We start from the raw sequence: 15,615 nt of genomic DNA, 5'->3' as shown, positions 1-15,615 counted from the left end.
TCCGAGGGCCGCACCGCCGTGACGAACCGCCGGGCGGCCGCCTCCCCGCACACCGTCACGGGTGCGGGGCGCCGACCGGATCCCCACGCGGCGGCGCCGTCGCCTACAGTGAGACCTTCTTGCGGACGGGGCCGGGTGACGGCACGAGCACGGAGGGGGGCCGGAGTGGAGCGACGGGTACGTCGGACCGCGGCGGCCGCCCTGTCCTGCGCGTTCCTCGCGGCCTGGGCCGTCTGCCAGGTCCTCCTCGGCACGGCGACGGGCGCGGCGCGGCCGGCCCTCGAAGCGCCGCCCGCCCTCGCCGCCCAGGCCGCCCCGGCCGCGCCCGTCGCCGTACGGTTCGGCCCGGCGGGCGCGGAGGTCCGGCGCGCCGCGGACCGCCGCGACGCGGATGTCGCCCAGCGGCGCACGGCCACCGCCGAGCCCGCCGTGCGGCTGCCCGCGCTCCCGCCGGCCGCGCTCCCGGCCGGCCGGACGGACGCCCCCCGGCCCGGGACCGGGGTGTACGCCCCGGGGTCGCGCCAGGAGCGGGCGCCGCCGTCCGACGCCTACGACCCCCGCCACACCCGCGGTCCCCCCTCCACCCGGTCCAGCTGACGTTCCACCGCGCCCGCCGACCGGGTGCCGCGGCCTGCCCGCGGCCCGGCCGGGAGGACTCCGGCCACCGTGCCCGGAGCGTCCCCGGCGGCGCGCGTCCCCTCGCGTCCGCCCGTCCCGGGTGCGGCGTCCCCCGCGGACGCCCGGCTCCCGCGGACCGCCCGTGGAGTACCCATGCCCACTCGCCGTGCCACGTTCTGGCGCGCGCTCGTCGCGCTCGCCGTCGTCGGTGTCTCGCTCTACATCGCCCTGACCACCCCGCCCCGCCTCGGCCTCGACCTGCGCGGCGGCACCCGGATCGTCCTGGAGACCCAGGACTCGCCCACCGTCCGCGCCGACGCGGACGCCACCGACCGGGCGCTGGAGGTGCTGCGCCGCCGGGTCGACGGCCTCGGCGTCGCGGAACCCTCGCTCGCCCGCGCCGGGGAACGGCGCATCGTCGTCGAACTGCCCGGCGTCCAGGACCCCCGCGAGGCCGCCGCGGTGATCGGCCGCACCGCCCAGCTCACCTTCCACCCCGTCACCGCGACCGCCGAGGGCCCGGCCGGCCCCGCGGCGGCGGACGGCTCCCGGGTCCTCGCCGACCCCGCCCTGCCCGGCGGCCACCTGCGGCTGGGCCCGCCGGTGCTGACCGGCGACGGCGTCAAGGACGCCTCGGCCGTCCTCGACACCCGGACCGGCCTCGGCTGGAGCATCGACCTGTCCTTCCGGGGCTCGGCCGGCGACGCCTGGGCCCGGCTCACCGGGGAGGCGGCGTGCGCCGCGCCGGCCGACCCGGCCCGCCGGGTCGCCATCGTGCTCGACGACCGCGTCCTGTCCGCCCCCGGGGTCCAGGACAGCGTGCCCTGCGGGCAGGGGATCACCGGGGGTTCGACGCAGATCACCGGCGGCTTCTCGGCCGACGAGGCCCGTGACCTCGCGGCCCTGGTGAAGGGCGGCGCGCTGCCCGTCCCGGTGACGGTGATCGAGCAGAGCACCGTCGGCCCCACCCTGGGCGCCGAGGCCATCCGGGCCAGCGCCCTCGCCGCGGCCATCGGCCTGCTCTGCACCGGGGCGTTCATCATCGCGGTGTACCGCCTGCTCGGGGTGCTGGCCACCGTCGCGCTCGGCCTCTACGGCCTGATCTCGTACGCCGCCGTGGTCGTGCTCGGCGCGACGCTCACCCTGCCCGGGCTGGCCGGCTTCGTGCTCGCCATCGGCATGGCGGTGGACGCCAACGTGCTGGTCTTCGAACGGGCCAGGGAGGAGTACACCGCACCCCGGGCGGCCGGCCGCGGCAGGGAGCGCGACCTGCGGCGCCCGCTGCGCGTCGGGTTCGCGAAGGCGTGGAGCGCGGTGGCCGACTCCAATGTGACGACGCTGCTCGCCGCCGGGCTGCTCTTCGTGTTCGCCACCGGCCCGGTCAAGGGCTTCGGGGTGACGCTCTCGATCGGCGTGCTGGCCTCGATGTTCTCGGCCATGCTGATCACCCGGCTGCTCGCCGAGTGGGCAGTGCGGCGGCCGGCCGTCGCCCGGCGGCCGGCCCTGACCGGCATGGCCACCGTCGGCCGGCTCCGGACCCGGCTGAACCGGCGGCCGCCCCGGCTGATGCGCCACCGGCGGCGCTGGCTGGGCGCCTGCGCGGGCCTGCTGCTGCTCGCCCTGGCCGGGATCGGCGGGCGCGGCCTGGACTTCGGCGTCGAGTTCACCGGCGGCCGGGTGGCGCAGTACACCGCCGCGCAGCGGGTCGACGCGGACGCAGCCCGCGCGGCGGTGGTCGGCGCCGGGTTCCCGCAGGCCGTGGTGCAGACCACCGGCGACACCGGCGTGTCCGTCCGCACCAAGGAGACCGGCGACGACCAGCAGCAGCGCATCCGGGAGGCGCTCACCGGCGTCACCGGCGAACTGTCGGTGGAGCGCGACGAACTGATCGGGCCGAGCCTCGGCAGCGAGCTGCGCGGCTACGCGCTGGCCGCGCTCGGACTCGCGGTCGCCGCCCAGCTGCTCTACCTCACGGTCCGTTTCCGGTGGACCTTCGCGACCGCCGCGGTGATCGCGATGGCACAGGACCTGCTGCTCGTGCTCGGCCTCTTCGCCTGGCTGGGCAAGCCGGTGGACAGCGTCTTCCTCGCCGCGCTGCTCACCATCGTCGGGTACTCCGTCAACGACACGGTGGTGGTCCTGGACCGGCTGCGCGAGCTGCGCCGGACGGGGACGAAGGCGAGCTGGGCGGACCTCGCCGACCGCGCCGTGGCGCAGACCCTGCCCCGGACGGTGAACACCGGCATGGGGGCGCTGTTCGTCCTGGCGGCCCTGGCGGTCCTCGGCGGCGACTCGCTCGCCGACTTCTCGGTGGCGCTGCTGGCCGGGGTCCTGGTGGGCACGGCCTCGACGGTGTTCACCGCGATGCCGGTGGTCGTGCTGCTCCAGGGGCGGTTCCCGGACCGGCCGCGGGAGGCCCGGGAGGCGCCGGGGGCGCGGGGCGTGCGGACGCCGCACCCGGCGGGCGCGGCCCGCACGCGCGACCACAACGGGGCGGTGGTCTGAGCGGGGCCCGCGCCACTCCCGGACTCCGGTCCGGGAGCGGCGCGGGCCCGGTGCGGGCCCGGTGCCGCGCCACGGCGCTACCGCGCCGCCGCGGCCTCCAGGGCGGGGACGGCCGCGACGAGGGCGTCCACGAAGGGCTCCAGCTGCCCGGGCTCGGGCAGCTCGTCCCAGAGGAAGCACACCTCGCGGTCGTGGAACGACACCGCCGGGGCGTCGACGGCGGCCAGCCGCCGCGCGATGTCGGTGTCCACCAGGAAGGCCACGAGGTCCCCGGCGCCCTCGCCGCGCGGTACGTAGACGAAATCGGGGGGCCAGTGGACGCCCAGGGGCAGCGAGCTCCAGGGGCGTTCCAGCCGGACGGTGCGCGCGGGGGCCGCGAGGCCGATGCAGACCGCGAGCCAGATGTCCACGTCCCGGGACCGGTTGCGCATCAGCAGGGCGATCGTCGCCCGGCGCTTGCCGAGCATCCCGGAGACGGCGTACACCGCGAGGGTCTCCTCCGTCAGCCAGCCGTAGTGCGTGAGGTGGCCGGTCCAGCGGGGCTTCCGGCGGTCGTGCTCCCACCAGCCCGGTCGCTTCCCGAAGTCCCCGACGGCCCTGCGCAGCCGCCCGGCGCGCCGGGCCTTGCGCCCCGCGAGCACGGCCGCTGCGATCAGGACGACGACCGGCAGGCCGAGGGTCAGGAAGTAGACGATCGCTCCGACCATGGAATCTCCAACTCACCGATGAACAACCGATGTTCACCGTAGCGTCGACACGGCCCGCGGAACAGCGGCCGGGCCCGCCGATACGGCGGCGGCGCCTCCCGGGCCCGTCCCGCCGCCGGCCCCGCCGGGCCGGGCCGGTGACGGTCCGGGGAGGTCGCCTCCGTCCGGAGCGCCCACGAGTAGGGTGGGCGGACGAACCACCGGGAGGGGCGCCGATGCGGACACCGGCAGGCATACGGAGACGGACCGGGACACGCCGGGCCCGGGCGGGCACGGCCCTCGCGGCGCCCACCACGCTCGCCGTGCTCCTCACGCTCGCCGCGCTCGTCCTGCTCGGCGGCGGCGGAACGGCCGTCGCGGCCGCGCCGAGCCCCACGGCGACCGCCGCTGCCACCGCCACTGCCACCGACACGCCGGCCGGCCGGCCCACCGACGGCACGACCCGCTCCGAGCGCCTGGCCGAGCAACTGCGCAGGAACCCGGTCTACGTCTCGGCCGCCCTGCCTCGCCGGCTGCCGCGCTCGCTCGCCCCGGAGATCGCCGCCCTCGCGGAGCGCACCGGCGTGCCCACCTACGTGCTGGCGCTGCCGGACGGCGACGCCGCGCTGCTCGCCCTGGTGCACGACCGGCTCGGCACGGACGGCCTCTATGTGCTGATCGGCGACCACGGCTCCATCACCGCGGCCGCGTTCGGCGTCGACCTCCCGGTGGACGACGCCCGCCGGATCTCCTTCTACGGCACCCCGCGCGGTGCCGGGCCGCTCGCGGCGTTCGAGAACTTCGTCGACGCCGTCGCCTCCGGCAAGGACCGGGCCGCCGCCGACGCCGAGGAACTGTCGAACCGGTACCACGACGGCGACCGGAGCGATCCGTACATCAGCTCCACCGACCGGCAGAACCAGAACCTGCTGCTCGGACTGGCGGTCGTGGTCCTGCCCGGCCTGGTGCTCGCCCTCGGCCTCGGCCTCTGCCTCCCCCTCCGCCGGACCGGCTCCTCCGGCCCGGGCAACAGGCCCGCCGTCAGCCTGGAGAAGCCGCCGGCCGTGCGCCACCGTGCCCGGGGTCCGGCCGCCGCGCGGCGCGGCCTCGTGCTGCTCCCGGTGACCCTGCTGGCGACGGCCGCCACCGTGGTCGGCGTGGTGCGCGTCGCGCCCGCCGTCTTCCCCCAGGTCGTCGACGGCCCCTCCCTGAACGTCACCCGGGCCGACCTGGACGCCCGCGTCGACGAGATCGCCGCCGGGCTCACGGCCGACCCGGTCTACCAGGACCCGTCCGGCCCCGACGCGCTGACCGCCGCCGAGTTGCCCGCGCTCCGGCAGCGGCTCGCCGAACTCGCCCCCCAGGGCCCGGTGCACGTCGTGGTCACCCCCACCGGCAGCGACGACGAGACCGACCAGGACGCCGATCTGCTGCTCGCCCTGATCCACGAACGCACCGGCCGCAACGGCGTCTACGTCCTCGTCGACCCGACGACCGGCACGATCGACCTCGACAGTTACGGGACCGACCGGGACACCCTGCGCCGCTTCGCACGACTGCCGGCCGGGGTCAGGTACGTGTACGGGAACACCGGGGGCCGGAGCGTGGCACAGCGGCTGGACCAGGTGCTGGACGCCGTCGCCGCCGCCGGGCCCCGGCCGGGCGACGATCCCGCGGAGCGCCCCACCACGCTGCCCCCGCTGCACGACAACCGGCTGCCGGCCCTGTTCGGCAACGACTTCGGGACCGGCGTCGGACTCGGCGTGATGCTGCTCGGCGCCCTGCTGGTGCTCGGCTGGGCCGCCCTCGCCACCGCCCGGGCCGTGATCCGCTCCCGGCGCACCCGCGCGGCCGGCCCCTCGCCGCAGCACACCACCCCGCTGCCCTCCCTGCGGCAGCTCCGCGCCCGGGCCGGCGAGGGGGTCCGCGAACTCTCCGCACAGCTGGCCGCCTCACAACCGACCGCCGCGCAGGAGACCGCCGCCGCGCAGGATCCGGCGCCCGGCCGCGCCCGCGCCTGGGACTGCCTGGACGCCGCCGGGCTCCTCGCCGGCGGCGGGCAGCGCCCCGACGCCCCGGCCGGGGCGGGAGAGGCGGCCGAGGCCGGCGACCTGGCCGCCGCCGTGGTGCTCGCCCGGGCCGGGCTGGCCGCGCTCCGCGGCCGTTCCCACCCCACCGTCTGCCGGCTCAACCCGCTGCACGGCGAGGCCACCGGCGGCCCGGTGCCGGCCTGGTTCGCCGCGGGCGGCCTCGGCCCGGGGTCCGCGGAGTTGTGCCCCGCCTGCCGGGACGCCCTCCGCGGCGGAGCCGTCCGCGTGGACCTGGCCCGGGACCGGCTGCTGCGCCTGCCCGCGGCGGACCACCGCACCCGGACCGTCTGGGACGAGGCCGGGCAGGTCCTGCCGGCCGCCCGCGAGGGAATCGAAGCACTCATCCTCAGGACCAGGGAGTCCGCCGGTGTCCAGTGACCGCACGACCGTCCGACGCGAGACCGTCCGACGCGCAACCGTCCGGCGCCCGGCCACCACGACGCTCGACCGGCGCCGGCTCGGCGGGCTGCTCGCCGCGCTGCTGACGGCCTGTGCGGCCCTGCTCGGCACCGCCGCCCCCGTCCGCGCGGAGAGCACGGGCCCCGGCCCGGGCGCCGCGACGATCGTCGAGTCGCTGGCCACCGCCCCGGTCCACGTCGACCCGTCCTTCGCCGCCGCCGTCACCGCCGCCCAGCAGCGGGAGCTCGCCGACCGGATCGCCGTGTCCGGCCTGCCGATCAAGGTGGTCCTGGTGCCGCTGAAGAAGGGCGACGCGTTCGGCGGCAGCGCCGAGTCCCTGGCCGCGGTGGTCCGGGAACGCCTCGGCCTGCCGCAGTTGATCCTGCTCACCAACGACGAGTACGGGAGCCGGCTCAAGGGCACCGAGTGGCCCGACGACACCCACCGGGCCCGCGACGCGGCGATGGCCGTGGGCATGCTGAAGGAGCTCAAGGACGCCGGACTGGCCGCCCGCGTGGGCCGGGCCGTCGACCTGATCGCGACCGGCCGGGCCACCGAGGTCTACCAGGCCGAGGCCGCCCGGGCCGACCGCGAGTACTCGGCCCGCCCCACGGTGCCCCGGGTGAAGGACGAGGCGGCCCGCTCCTCCTCCGACGGCAGCGGAACCCTGCTCGTGGTCGACGCCGCGCTGGTCCTCGCCGTCCTCGCCGCCGCCCTCCTGATACGGCGCCGCCGCTCCTCCCGGCCCGCCGCCCCCGCCTTCCCCGACACCGTCTTCGCCACCGGGCAGGCCGCCGACGAGGCCGGGCTGCGCCGGCAGGCCGCCGCCGAACTGCTCGCCCTCGGCGAGGCCGTCGACGGCGCCGACGGGACCACCACCCCCGGCCTGGCCCGCGCCCTGGACGCCTACGACGCGGCCGGCCGGGTGCTGGACGCCGCCCGCGGCGTCCCCGACCTGGTGGGCGTGCTCGCCCTGGCCGCCGAGGGACGCGCCGCGCTCGCGGCCGGACCGCGGCTCCCGCTGTGCTTCTTCGACCCCCGGCACGGCGCCGCCGTCCGCCGCACCACCTGGCGCCCGGTCGGCCGCCGGGAACGCGTCGACGTCGCCGTCTGCGAGGACTGCGCCCGCGCCCTGCGCGCCCGCCGCGCGCCCCGGGTGCTCGCCGTCCGCGACCAGGGCCGCACCGTCCCCTACTTCGAGGTGCCCGCCGACCGCAGCCTCTGGGCCGCGACCGGCTACGGCTCCCTGCTCTCCGGCCCCGACGACACCCTCGCCGCCCGGGTCGGAACCGGCGCCTTCAGCCGTGCCCGGCAGCGGTCCGAGGAGCGCGGCGCGGCCGAGGACTGACCCCGGGAGGGCCGCCGGATCCCTGCCGCGCGCCGATGAGTCCCCCGCACCACGCCCGTCGCTACGCTGGGACCGACTCACGGAGGGCCGGTGCCATGCGGAGACTCATCTACGGCATGAACGTGTCCGTGGACGGCTACATCGCCGCACCCGGCGACGACATCGGCTGGAGCACGCCGAGCGACGAGCTGTTCGGCTTCTGGTCCGACCGGTTGCGGGCGACCGAGCTGTCGCTGTACGGGGGCAGGCTGTGGCGGACGATGAGCTCCTACTGGCCGACCGCCGATCAGCAGCCCGGGGTCACCCCGGCGGAGACCGAGTTCGCGCACCGCTGGCGGGACATGGCCAAGGTGGTGTTCTCCTCGACGGTCGACGAGGTCGACTGGAACACCCGCCTGGTCCCCGGCGACGCGGTCGCCGAGATCACCCGGCTCAAGGCCGAGGACGGCGGCCCGATGGACATCGGCGGCGCGACGCTCGCCGGGGCGGCCATGCGGGCCGGACTGATCGACGAGTACGTGCTGGCCACCGCGCCGGTCCTGGTGGGCGGCGGCACGCCGTTCTTCACCGCGCTGGACAACTGGGTGGACCTGAACCTGGTGGAGACCCGGACGCTCCCCTGCGGCGTGGTCCTGAGCAGGTACGAGACCCGACGCTGAGCACCCGTCACCCGCCCGGCCGGCCGCCGCCACCGGGTGACAGGATGGCGCGGTGTCCGACTCCCTGCGTGAACCGTGGCTGCGCGGCCTCGCCCTCAACCCCGCGGCGCCCTCCGACGTCCTGGTCCGCCTGATGGACCGGGCGGCCGGTGCAGCCGGCCCGCTGATGTGCGAGGGCCGTGACCTCCCCGACGCCGTCGTCGACGCGGCGCTGCGCCATCCGGACCCGGGGATCCGCCGCGCACTCGCCCGCAACCGGCACGTCGACCCGGCCCGGCTCGCGCCCTTGGCGACGGACCCGTCGGGGATCGTCCGCGCCTGGCTCGCCGGTGGCCCCCGCTCCCGGCCCCGGTCGGTCCGGCCGCTTCCGGACGACGTCCTCGTCACCCTCCTGACCGCCGAGGACGGGGGTGCGGACGGCAGGCTCACCGCGAACGAGATCATCGAGGAGCTCGTCTCCTCCCGGCAGATCCCGCCGTCCTTCCACCGCTCCCTGGCCGATCGCGAGCACCCCGCGCTCCGGATCCGGGCCACCCTGACGTGGCAGTCGCTCACCCCCGCGCAGCGCGAGGCCCTGCTCGACGACCCCGACCCCGCCGTGCGGCAGGCCGCGCGGGACCGGAGCTGGGTGCTGGACCCGGAGCGGGTGGAGGCCGAGCTGCCGTCCGTCGGCGCGCGTCACAGGGAATTCGTGTTCGGCACCTGCGCCCTGTCCCCCGCGCTCGTCGAGCAGTGCTTCGCGGACGGCACGGTGCGCGCCCTGGCCCGGAACCCCCACATCCCGGCCGACACCGTGGCCCGGCTCGCCCGCCACCCCGAGGCGACCGTCCGCGCACTGACCGCCGTCCGGCCCGACCTGGGACCCGACCTGGCGGCGGAGCTGAGGCAGGATCCGGACGAGACCGTACGGCTGCGCGCACGCCTCCAGCCCTTCTCCCGCACCTGGGCCGAGTACGGGGCGATCGGGCGGGTCGTCGGCCAGGTCGTCGGACATGGTCCGGACTGCATCTGCCCGATCACCGAGCCGTCCGCCGAGTCCTCCTCCGAGCCGTCCGCCGAGCCGTCCGCCGAGCCGTCCCCGGACTGGTTCGCCGCCTGCGCCGCGTCCGGGGAACCGGAGCTCCGCCGGGTGGCGGCGAGCCGGCCGCTCCTGCCCGCGGACCTCGCCGGGGCACTCGCGCAGGACGCCGACGAGGAGGTGCGGATCCGGCTGGCCTGCCACCACCCCCTGGCTCCGCCCGGTCTCCTCCTGGACGTCTTCGTCACCCGCCCGGTCCACCGCCCGCACCTGCTGACCCTGCCCGCGTTCCCGCGCACCGGCCTCACCCATCTCATCGCCCACCCGGACCCCGAGGTGCGCGCCCTGGCCGCCGCCGATCCCGCCCTCCCCGACCCCCCGGTGGACGATCCCGACGACACCGTGTGCCGGGCAGCCGCCGCCAACCCGAGCCTGACCCCTCGGGCCCTGGAGGACCTCCTCACCACCCCCCGCACCGCGGAGGGCGCCGCCGCCAACCCGTCCCTCCCCGCCCACCGCATGCACACCCTCCTCGACCACTGCCTGCACGCCCCGGCGTGAATCCGCTCGCCGACACGCCCCCGCCGCCGGGCACGGCCCACGGGTTGCCCGAGGCGGCGGGGGCGCGGTCCCACCAGGCCCGGCGCCCCGTCAGTTCCCCTGGCGGCGCAGTCCGCACAGTCCGGCGTACGCGGCGGCGCCGGCCCACAGGGCCATGATCAGCAGGCCGGTCCAGTGCCCGTACGCGACCTGCGGGTCGTCGGCGTAGCGCAGCGCGTACTGGCCCGCGCGGTCCGGGAGGAACTGCGCGGCACTGCGTACGCCCGGGACGCCGGACAGCAGCGGGGAGAGCAGGAAGACGCCCGGCAGCAGCAGGCCCATGGCCGCGGTGAGGCTGCGCAGCACCGCGGTCAGCCCCAGGCAGAACACCACCAGCAGCACCGGGTAGAGCACCCCGGCGGTGGCGCTGCGCACCAGGGCGGGACCGTCCCAGGTCTCCGGCACGAACGCGCCGTAGCCGAGGAACGAGCCGGCGGTCCCGAGCACGCCGACGCCGAGGGCGACGGCCGCGCCGAGGGCGAGCTTCGCGCCGTAGAGGCGACCGCGGTGCGGGACGGCGGCCAGGGAGACGCCGATCATGCGGGTGCCGAACTCCTGCCCGAACAGCAGGACGGCGAAGCAGACCAGCGCCGCCTGGCCGAAGTTGAGGCCGTAGTGGATGCCGAGGCCCGGGTCCTCGGCGAAGCTGTCGTCCCGGCCGCCGACGGCAGCGGCCACGGCGGTGCCGAAGCCGACGGTGAGCAGGACGGCGACGAGCGGGGTGATCCACAGGGAGCGCAGGGTGGTGAACTTGATCCGCTCGGCGCGCAGCGCGGCCCGGGCGGCCCGGCCGGCCGTGAAGGAGGTCGCGGTGCTCATGCGGCCACCGCCCGGTACTCGACGCTGTCGGCGGTCATCCGCAGGAAGGCCTCCTCCAGGGAGTCCTGCTGCACGGCGATCTCGTACAGCACCACCCCCTCGGCGGCCGCCAGCGCGGCGACCTCCTCGGGCGCCGCGCCGGTGACCTCCCAGGCGCCGCCGTCCGCACGCCGGGCGTCCAGGCCCGAGCGGCCGATCAGCGACGCCAGCGCGTCCGGGTCGACGGCCCGCACCCGGATCCTGGTCCGGCCGTGGCGGTCGATGAAGTCCGTGGTCGCCGCGTCCGCCAGCAGCCGGCCCCGGCCGATCACCACCAGGTGGTCGGCGGTCAGCGCCATCTCCGACATCAGGTGCGAGGAGGCCAGCACCGCGCGCCCCTCGGCGGCCAGGCCGCGCAGCAGGGCGCGGATCCAGCGGATGCCCTCCGGGTCCAGGCCGTTCACCGGCTCGTCGAGCATCAGCACCGGCGGGTCGCCGATCAACGCGGCGGCCACGCCCAGGCGCTGGCGCATGCCGAGGGAGAAGGCGCGGATCCGCCGGTCGGCCGCGTCGGACAGCCCGACCTGGTCGAGCACCTCCTCGACCCGGCGCCGCGGCAGGGCGTTGCTCGCGGCCAGCCAGCGCAGGTGTCCGCGCGCCGTGCGGCCGCCGTGCAGGGCGTGCGGGTCGAGCAGGGCGCCCACCCGCCGCAGCGGGGCGTCCAGTTCGGCGTACGGGCGGCCGTCGATCAGGGTCCGGCCGGCGCTCGGGCGCTCCAGGCCGAGGATCAGCCGCATCGTCGTGCTCTTGCCGGCGCCGTTGGGCCCGAGGAAGCCGGTCACCACCCCGGGGCGGACCTCGAAGCCGAGGCCGTCCACCACCCGCGTCCCGCCGTACTCCTTGGTGAGTCCCTCCACGGTGATCATGACCGTCCTCCGTTCTGCCGCGTCGTGCGAGCCGCGCCGTTGTCCTTCGGTGGCTCCATGGGACCGCGTCCGGGCGCCCCGGCGGATCCCGCCGGGGAGGGGACCGGCCTCCCTCCCGGGAGGGAGGCCGCGCACGTCTCCGGCCTGGCAGGATGGCGCCGTGTCCCGCATCGTCGCGCCCCTGCTGAGTCCCGTCACCTACGCGCGGTGGCTGCATCTGCTGATCGGCTGGATCTTCGCCGGCGTCATGCTGATGATCTATCCGGGCATCGCGGGACGCGGCTTCGGCGAGGTGCTGGTGCGGGCGGTGCCGGTGGACGTCGCGCTGGTGGTGCTGTCCGCGACGGTGCCCGCGATGCGCCGGGCGGAGGGCGTGCAGGCACGGCTTCTGCTCGTCCCCGAGCGCGAGCAGGACATCGTCGCCGAACCCTCGCGCAGTTGGGCCGACCGGTGGCGCACGGCGCTCTGGCTGCTCGGCCGGCTGGTCCTCGGCGGGGCCGTGGGCGCGGCCTCGGTGCTCGGACCCGCCACCGCCTTCGACCTGCTGGTGCGGCCGGAGCCGGTGGTGTTCGGCCTCCGGATGCCGGGCGGGGACGCCCCGCGCTGGGCGCCGCTGCTGGCACCGCTGGCCCTGTTCGGTCTCGGCTGGCTGGTCGTCTGGGCCGGTCGGCTCCAACTGGCCATGGCCGTCCGGCTGCTGGGGCCCTCCCCGGCGGAGCGGCTGGCCGCGGCCGAGCTGCGCGCCGAACGGCTGCTGGAGCGCAACCTGCTGGCGCGCGAGCTCCATGACTCCATCGGCCACGCGCTGACGGTGACGGTCCTTCAGGCGGGCGCCGCACGCGCGGTCGGCGACCAGGCGTTCACAGCCAAGGCGCTCGACGTCATCGAGGAGACCGGCCGCCGGGCGATGGACGACCTCGAACGCACTCTCGCCCTGCTCCGGGACACCGGCGGCGCCGGCGGCTTGGGCGGCGTGGGCGACAGCGGCGACGCGGGCACCGAGGACGTCCGCGAACGGCCGGGCATCGACCGCCTCCCCGCCCTCTTCGAGACCGCCCGGGCGGCCGGCAGCCCCGTCGAGGCCCGGGTCGACGTCCCGCCCGGGCCCCTGCCCGGCGTGCTCTCCCGCGAGGGTTACCGGATCGTCCAGGAGGGCGTCACCAACGCCCTCAAGTACGCCCCCGGCGAGCCGATCAGCGTCCGGATCGCCGTCCGCGACGGCCGGCTGGAGCTGCGCTGCGCCAACGCCCTGCCCGCGCACGCCGGTGCACCGGGCCGCTCCGGCAGCCCACCGCGCCGCGGCGGCAAGGGACTTCGCGGCATCCGCGAGCGGGCCGTGCTGCTCGGCGGCGAGGCCTCGGCGGGCGTCGAGTCCGGCGAGTGGGTGCTGGCCGTCCGGGTCCCCCTACGCTTGGGCGCGTGATGATCGACATTCTGCTGGCGGACGACGAGGAACTGGTCCGGGCCGGCCTGCGGGCGGTGCTGGAGGCGCAGGGCGACCTGCGGGTGGTCGGCGAGGCGTCCGACGGCGCGCAGGCGGTCGACCTGGCCCGCCGGCTGCGTCCGCACGTGGTGCTGATGGACGTGCGGATGCCCGGAACGGACGGCCTCGCCGCGACCCGTGAACTGGTCCGCGACGGGGCCGTGCCCGGCGGCCACGCGCCGAAGATCGTGGTCGTCACCACCTTCGAGATCGACGACTACGTCTACCAGGCCCTGCGGGCCGGCGCCGACGGCTTCCTGCTCAAGCGCACCAGGCCCGCCGAGATCGCCCAGGCCGTACGGCTGGTGGCGGCCGGCGAGTCGCTGCTCTTCCCCGCCCAGATCCGCCGGCTCGCGGCCGGCCGGGGCAACGAGGCGGCGCGCGCGGCGATGGCACGGGCCGCCCTGACCGGACGCGAGGCCGAGGTGCTGCGGCTGGTCGCACGCGGACTGACCAACGGGGAGATCGCCGAACAGCTGTACCTCGGCGTGCAGACGGTGAAGACGCACGTCAGCAGCATGCTGGCGAAGCTCGGCGCACGCGACCGCACCCAGGCGGTCGTCCTCGCCTACGAGTCGGGCTTCGTGGCACCGGCCGACCGGTGATTTCGAGGCCGGCGGGCACGTCCCTGTCGAGCCCGGCCGGGAGCCTTCCGAACTCCACGGCGCGGTGGCGGCGGTGGAGGGAGCCGACGAGGCTGCCGGTGGCGGTGCCCGCGCGGACGTCGTCGCGGCTGCGGCGTCCGGGCACCCCGGGCGCCCCGGGCGCCCCGGGCATCATCGGCAGGACCGGCCGGGAGCGGTCCGGGGCCCGGACCGCGCAGTGGCCCGCCCGGACCGGCGCAGCGCCTCGGTGCGGCCAGCGCCGGGCGCGACACCGGCGCCCCTGAGGATCGTCCGGAGACTCCGCGCCGCCAAGGGCCGACCGGCCCGGCATCCGGCGAACAGCCACCGCCGACGAGACCCGCCCGACTGTGATGCAGGTCACGCCGGGCGCAGAACCCGGACGCCCCTGCGGGCGTCTGGCTGGTGTGAGATCACGCAGGAGAGCACTGGACGACGTGGACGAGGAGCGACTCCTCCGGCTGGTGGCCAAGGGGAACCGCGCGGCGTTCGACGAGCTGTACCGGCGCACGTCGCCGTGGCTGGCGGTGCGGCTGCGCCGCCGTTGCGCGGACGAGCAGATCGTCGCCGAAGTCATGCAGGAGACCTATCTGGCGGTATGGCGCGCGGCCGGCGCGTTCGCCGGGAGCGCGGCCGGCGGGACGGCCGCCGGATGGCTGTGGACCATCGCGGCGCGGCGCCTCGTCGACGCGTTCCGGCGCCGCGCCCACCACGCCGAACCGCCGGTCGCCGCCGCCGAGCGGGCCGTGGTTCCCGCGGCGGAGGAGGAGGCGCTCGCCGGGACCGTCGGCGGAGACGTCGGCGACGCCCTGCGACGGCTGGCGCCGGAACTCCGAGAGGTCCTCCAGGCCACCGTGCTCGACGGGCTCTCCGTCCGGGAGACCGCCGTCCTGCTCAGACTGCCCGAAGGCACGGTCAAGACCCGTGCCCGCCGGGCCCGGATCGCGATGCGGGAGGCGCTGGCATGAGCGGGCGAAGCACGAGGGTCCCCCCGGCCGGAGGCCGGGAGAGAGTCATGGGGAGGTGCGCATGAGCGGGGAACACGCGTCCCGGCGCTTGATCGACGACTACACGCGCGGTGACACGGCGATGGCGGCGGACACGGTCTGGGCCCTGGAGGCCCACCTGGAGACGTGCGCGCCGTGCCGGAGCCTGCTGGCGGCCTCCGTGGCCACCGAGGCGCCGGGCATCGCCGCACTCGTCGACTCCGTCCGGGCCGGTTTGGAACCGCGGTTGGACGCGGCGGTCACGAGGCCCTCGCGGTGGCACCGTCCGGGCTGGGTGTCGTCCTGGCTGACGCCGGTCATGACCCCGTGGCTGGCGATGACCGCCGTCGTCACCCTGATGGCGCTGCTGCTGGACGCGGCCGCGCCGCCGGAGTTCCTCGGCGGCTCCTCGGTGGTGTCGCTGCTGGCGCCGGTCCTGCCGCTGTGCGGCGTCGCCGCGTCGTGGTCGAGCGGCCTCGACCCGGCACACGAACTGACCGCCTCGACCGCCCGGGCCGGCCTGCCCCTGCTGCTCAGGCGCACCACCTCGGCCCTCACGGTGGTCCTGCCCGTGCTGCTGCTGGGGGGATGGCTGACCGGGACCACGACGGCCGCGCAGTGGCTGCTGCCCTCGCTGGCCTTCACCTCCACCGCGCTGGCACTGGGCAGCGTGATCGGGGTGACCCGCGCCGCCGGCTGGCTGGCGGTCGCCTGGGGCCTCGTCGTCGTGGCACCCGCGCTGGTCACCGGCCGCGGCCCCACCGTCCTCCGCCTGGCCCTGCAGCCGGACCGGCTGCCGGTGTGGGGGCTGCTCCTCGCACTCAGCGCCGGCGCCGTGATCGCCCGCAGGAACACGTACTCGACGCTGTGACACCC

General features: G+C 76.9%; 13 protein-coding genes. 10 read left to right on the top strand and 3 right to left on the bottom strand.

What is annotated here, in order from left to right:
* The first annotated feature begins 165 nt into the window (after positions 1 to 165).
* Together ACFVVL_RS14085 and secD are read left to right on the top strand one after the other, a co-directional pair.
* Positions 166 to 597: a hypothetical protein gene (locus ACFVVL_RS14085; protein ID WP_387674662.1), complete on the top strand. Its 432-nt coding sequence runs from the start codon at positions 166 to 168 to the stop codon at positions 595 to 597.
* Positions 598 to 771: 174 nt separating this feature from the next.
* A complete protein-coding gene (gene secD, locus ACFVVL_RS14080) occupies positions 772 to 3,123 on the top strand; it encodes a protein translocase subunit SecD (protein WP_387674659.1) in 2,352 nt (783 codons plus the stop codon).
* Positions 3,124 to 3,200: 77 nt separating this feature from the next.
* On the opposite strand, the gene ACFVVL_RS14075 is transcribed toward secD, so the two are convergent.
* Positions 3,201 to 3,830, bottom strand: a complete 630-nt coding sequence (locus ACFVVL_RS14075; RefSeq protein ID WP_380292670.1) for a hypothetical protein — start codon at positions 3,828 to 3,830, stop codon at positions 3,201 to 3,203.
* A gap of 302 nt (positions 3,831 to 4,132) precedes the next feature.
* On the opposite strand from ACFVVL_RS14075, the gene ACFVVL_RS14070 reads away from it, so the two are divergent.
* From ACFVVL_RS14070 to ACFVVL_RS14055, 4 genes are all read left to right on the top strand, one after another.
* The gene (locus ACFVVL_RS14070; protein ID WP_387674656.1) at positions 4,133 to 6,277 is read left to right on the top strand and encodes a hypothetical protein; all 2,145 of its coding nucleotides are present in this window, start codon (positions 4,133 to 4,135) and stop codon (positions 6,275 to 6,277) included.
* Entirely contained in the window at positions 6,267 to 7,646 is a 1,380-nt protein-coding gene (locus ACFVVL_RS14065; protein ID WP_387674654.1) for a hypothetical protein, read from the top strand. Before ACFVVL_RS14070 ends, ACFVVL_RS14065 begins: the two co-directional genes overlap by 11 nt.
* Before the next feature lie 95 nt (positions 7,647 to 7,741).
* Positions 7,742 to 8,305: a dihydrofolate reductase family protein gene (locus ACFVVL_RS14060; protein WP_387674651.1), complete on the top strand. Its 564-nt coding sequence runs from the start codon at positions 7,742 to 7,744 to the stop codon at positions 8,303 to 8,305.
* Between the two features lie 52 nt (positions 8,306 to 8,357).
* Complete coding sequence (locus tag ACFVVL_RS14055; RefSeq protein ID WP_387674648.1) at positions 8,358 to 9,884, top strand: hypothetical protein; 1,527 nt, start codon at positions 8,358 to 8,360, stop codon at positions 9,882 to 9,884.
* 90 nt (positions 9,885 to 9,974) lie between these two features.
* Here ACFVVL_RS14055 and ACFVVL_RS14050 read toward each other — a convergent pair whose 3' ends face one another.
* A complete protein-coding gene (locus tag ACFVVL_RS14050) occupies positions 9,975 to 10,742 on the bottom strand; it encodes a hypothetical protein (protein ID WP_387674645.1) in 768 nt (255 codons plus the stop codon).
* On the bottom strand, positions 10,739 to 11,647 hold the full coding sequence (locus ACFVVL_RS14045; protein WP_387674642.1) for an ATP-binding cassette domain-containing protein: 909 nt from the start codon (positions 11,645 to 11,647) through the stop codon (positions 10,739 to 10,741). The genes ACFVVL_RS14050 and ACFVVL_RS14045 overlap by 4 nt, the downstream gene beginning before the upstream one ends.
* A gap of 160 nt (positions 11,648 to 11,807) precedes the next feature.
* On the opposite strand from ACFVVL_RS14045, the gene ACFVVL_RS14040 reads away from it, so the two are divergent.
* The 4 genes from ACFVVL_RS14040 to ACFVVL_RS14025 all read left to right on the top strand — a co-directional run bounded on the left by ACFVVL_RS14040 (position 11,808) and on the right by ACFVVL_RS14025 (position 15,610).
* The gene (locus ACFVVL_RS14040) at positions 11,808 to 13,070 is read left to right on the top strand and encodes a sensor histidine kinase (protein WP_387674639.1); all 1,263 of its coding nucleotides are present in this window, start codon (positions 11,808 to 11,810) and stop codon (positions 13,068 to 13,070) included.
* Positions 13,070 to 13,735, top strand: coding sequence for a response regulator (locus ACFVVL_RS14035; protein WP_387674949.1), 666 nt, complete (start codon positions 13,070 to 13,072; stop codon positions 13,733 to 13,735). Before ACFVVL_RS14040 ends, ACFVVL_RS14035 begins: the two co-directional genes overlap by 1 nt.
* Before the next feature lie 482 nt (positions 13,736 to 14,217).
* Positions 14,218 to 14,721 (top strand): RNA polymerase sigma factor, encoded by a 504-nt coding sequence (locus tag ACFVVL_RS14030; RefSeq protein WP_380292672.1) that lies wholly within the window; start codon positions 14,218 to 14,220, stop codon positions 14,719 to 14,721.
* A gap of 61 nt (positions 14,722 to 14,782) precedes the next feature.
* Entirely contained in the window at positions 14,783 to 15,610 is an 828-nt protein-coding gene (locus ACFVVL_RS14025; protein WP_380292654.1) for an anti-sigma factor, read from the top strand.
* Positions 15,611 to 15,615: the final 5 nt, after the last annotated feature.

It is taken from the genome of Kitasatospora sp. NPDC058115 (assembly GCF_042884635.1).
Classification (GTDB): Bacteria; Actinomycetota; Actinomycetes; order Streptomycetales; family Streptomycetaceae; genus Kitasatospora.
Note: the sequence above shows the minus strand (reverse complement) of the source record. Positions and strands in the feature narration are given on the sequence as shown.

Bases quoted from the DNA above. Each gene is read 5' to 3' on its own strand.
- secD (WP_387674659.1), top strand. From the start codon at position 772: ATGCCCACTCGCCGTGCCACGTTCTGGCGCGCGCTCGTCGCGCTCGCC.
- ACFVVL_RS14075 (WP_380292670.1), bottom strand. From the start codon at position 3,830: ATGGTCGGAGCGATCGTCTACTTCCTGACCCTCGGCCTGCCGGTCGTC.
- ACFVVL_RS14060 (WP_387674651.1), top strand. From the start codon at position 7,742: ATGCGGAGACTCATCTACGGCATGAACGTGTCCGTGGACGGCTACATC.
- ACFVVL_RS14050 (WP_387674645.1), bottom strand. From the start codon at position 10,742: ATGAGCACCGCGACCTCCTTCACGGCCGGCCGGGCCGCCCGGGCCGCG.
- ACFVVL_RS14045 (WP_387674642.1), bottom strand. From the start codon at position 11,647: ATGATCACCGTGGAGGGACTCACCAAGGAGTACGGCGGGACGCGGGTG.
- ACFVVL_RS14035 (WP_387674949.1), top strand. From the start codon at position 13,070: ATGATCGACATTCTGCTGGCGGACGACGAGGAACTGGTCCGGGCCGGC.
- ACFVVL_RS14025 (WP_380292654.1), top strand. From the start codon at position 14,783: ATGAGCGGGGAACACGCGTCCCGGCGCTTGATCGACGACTACACGCGC.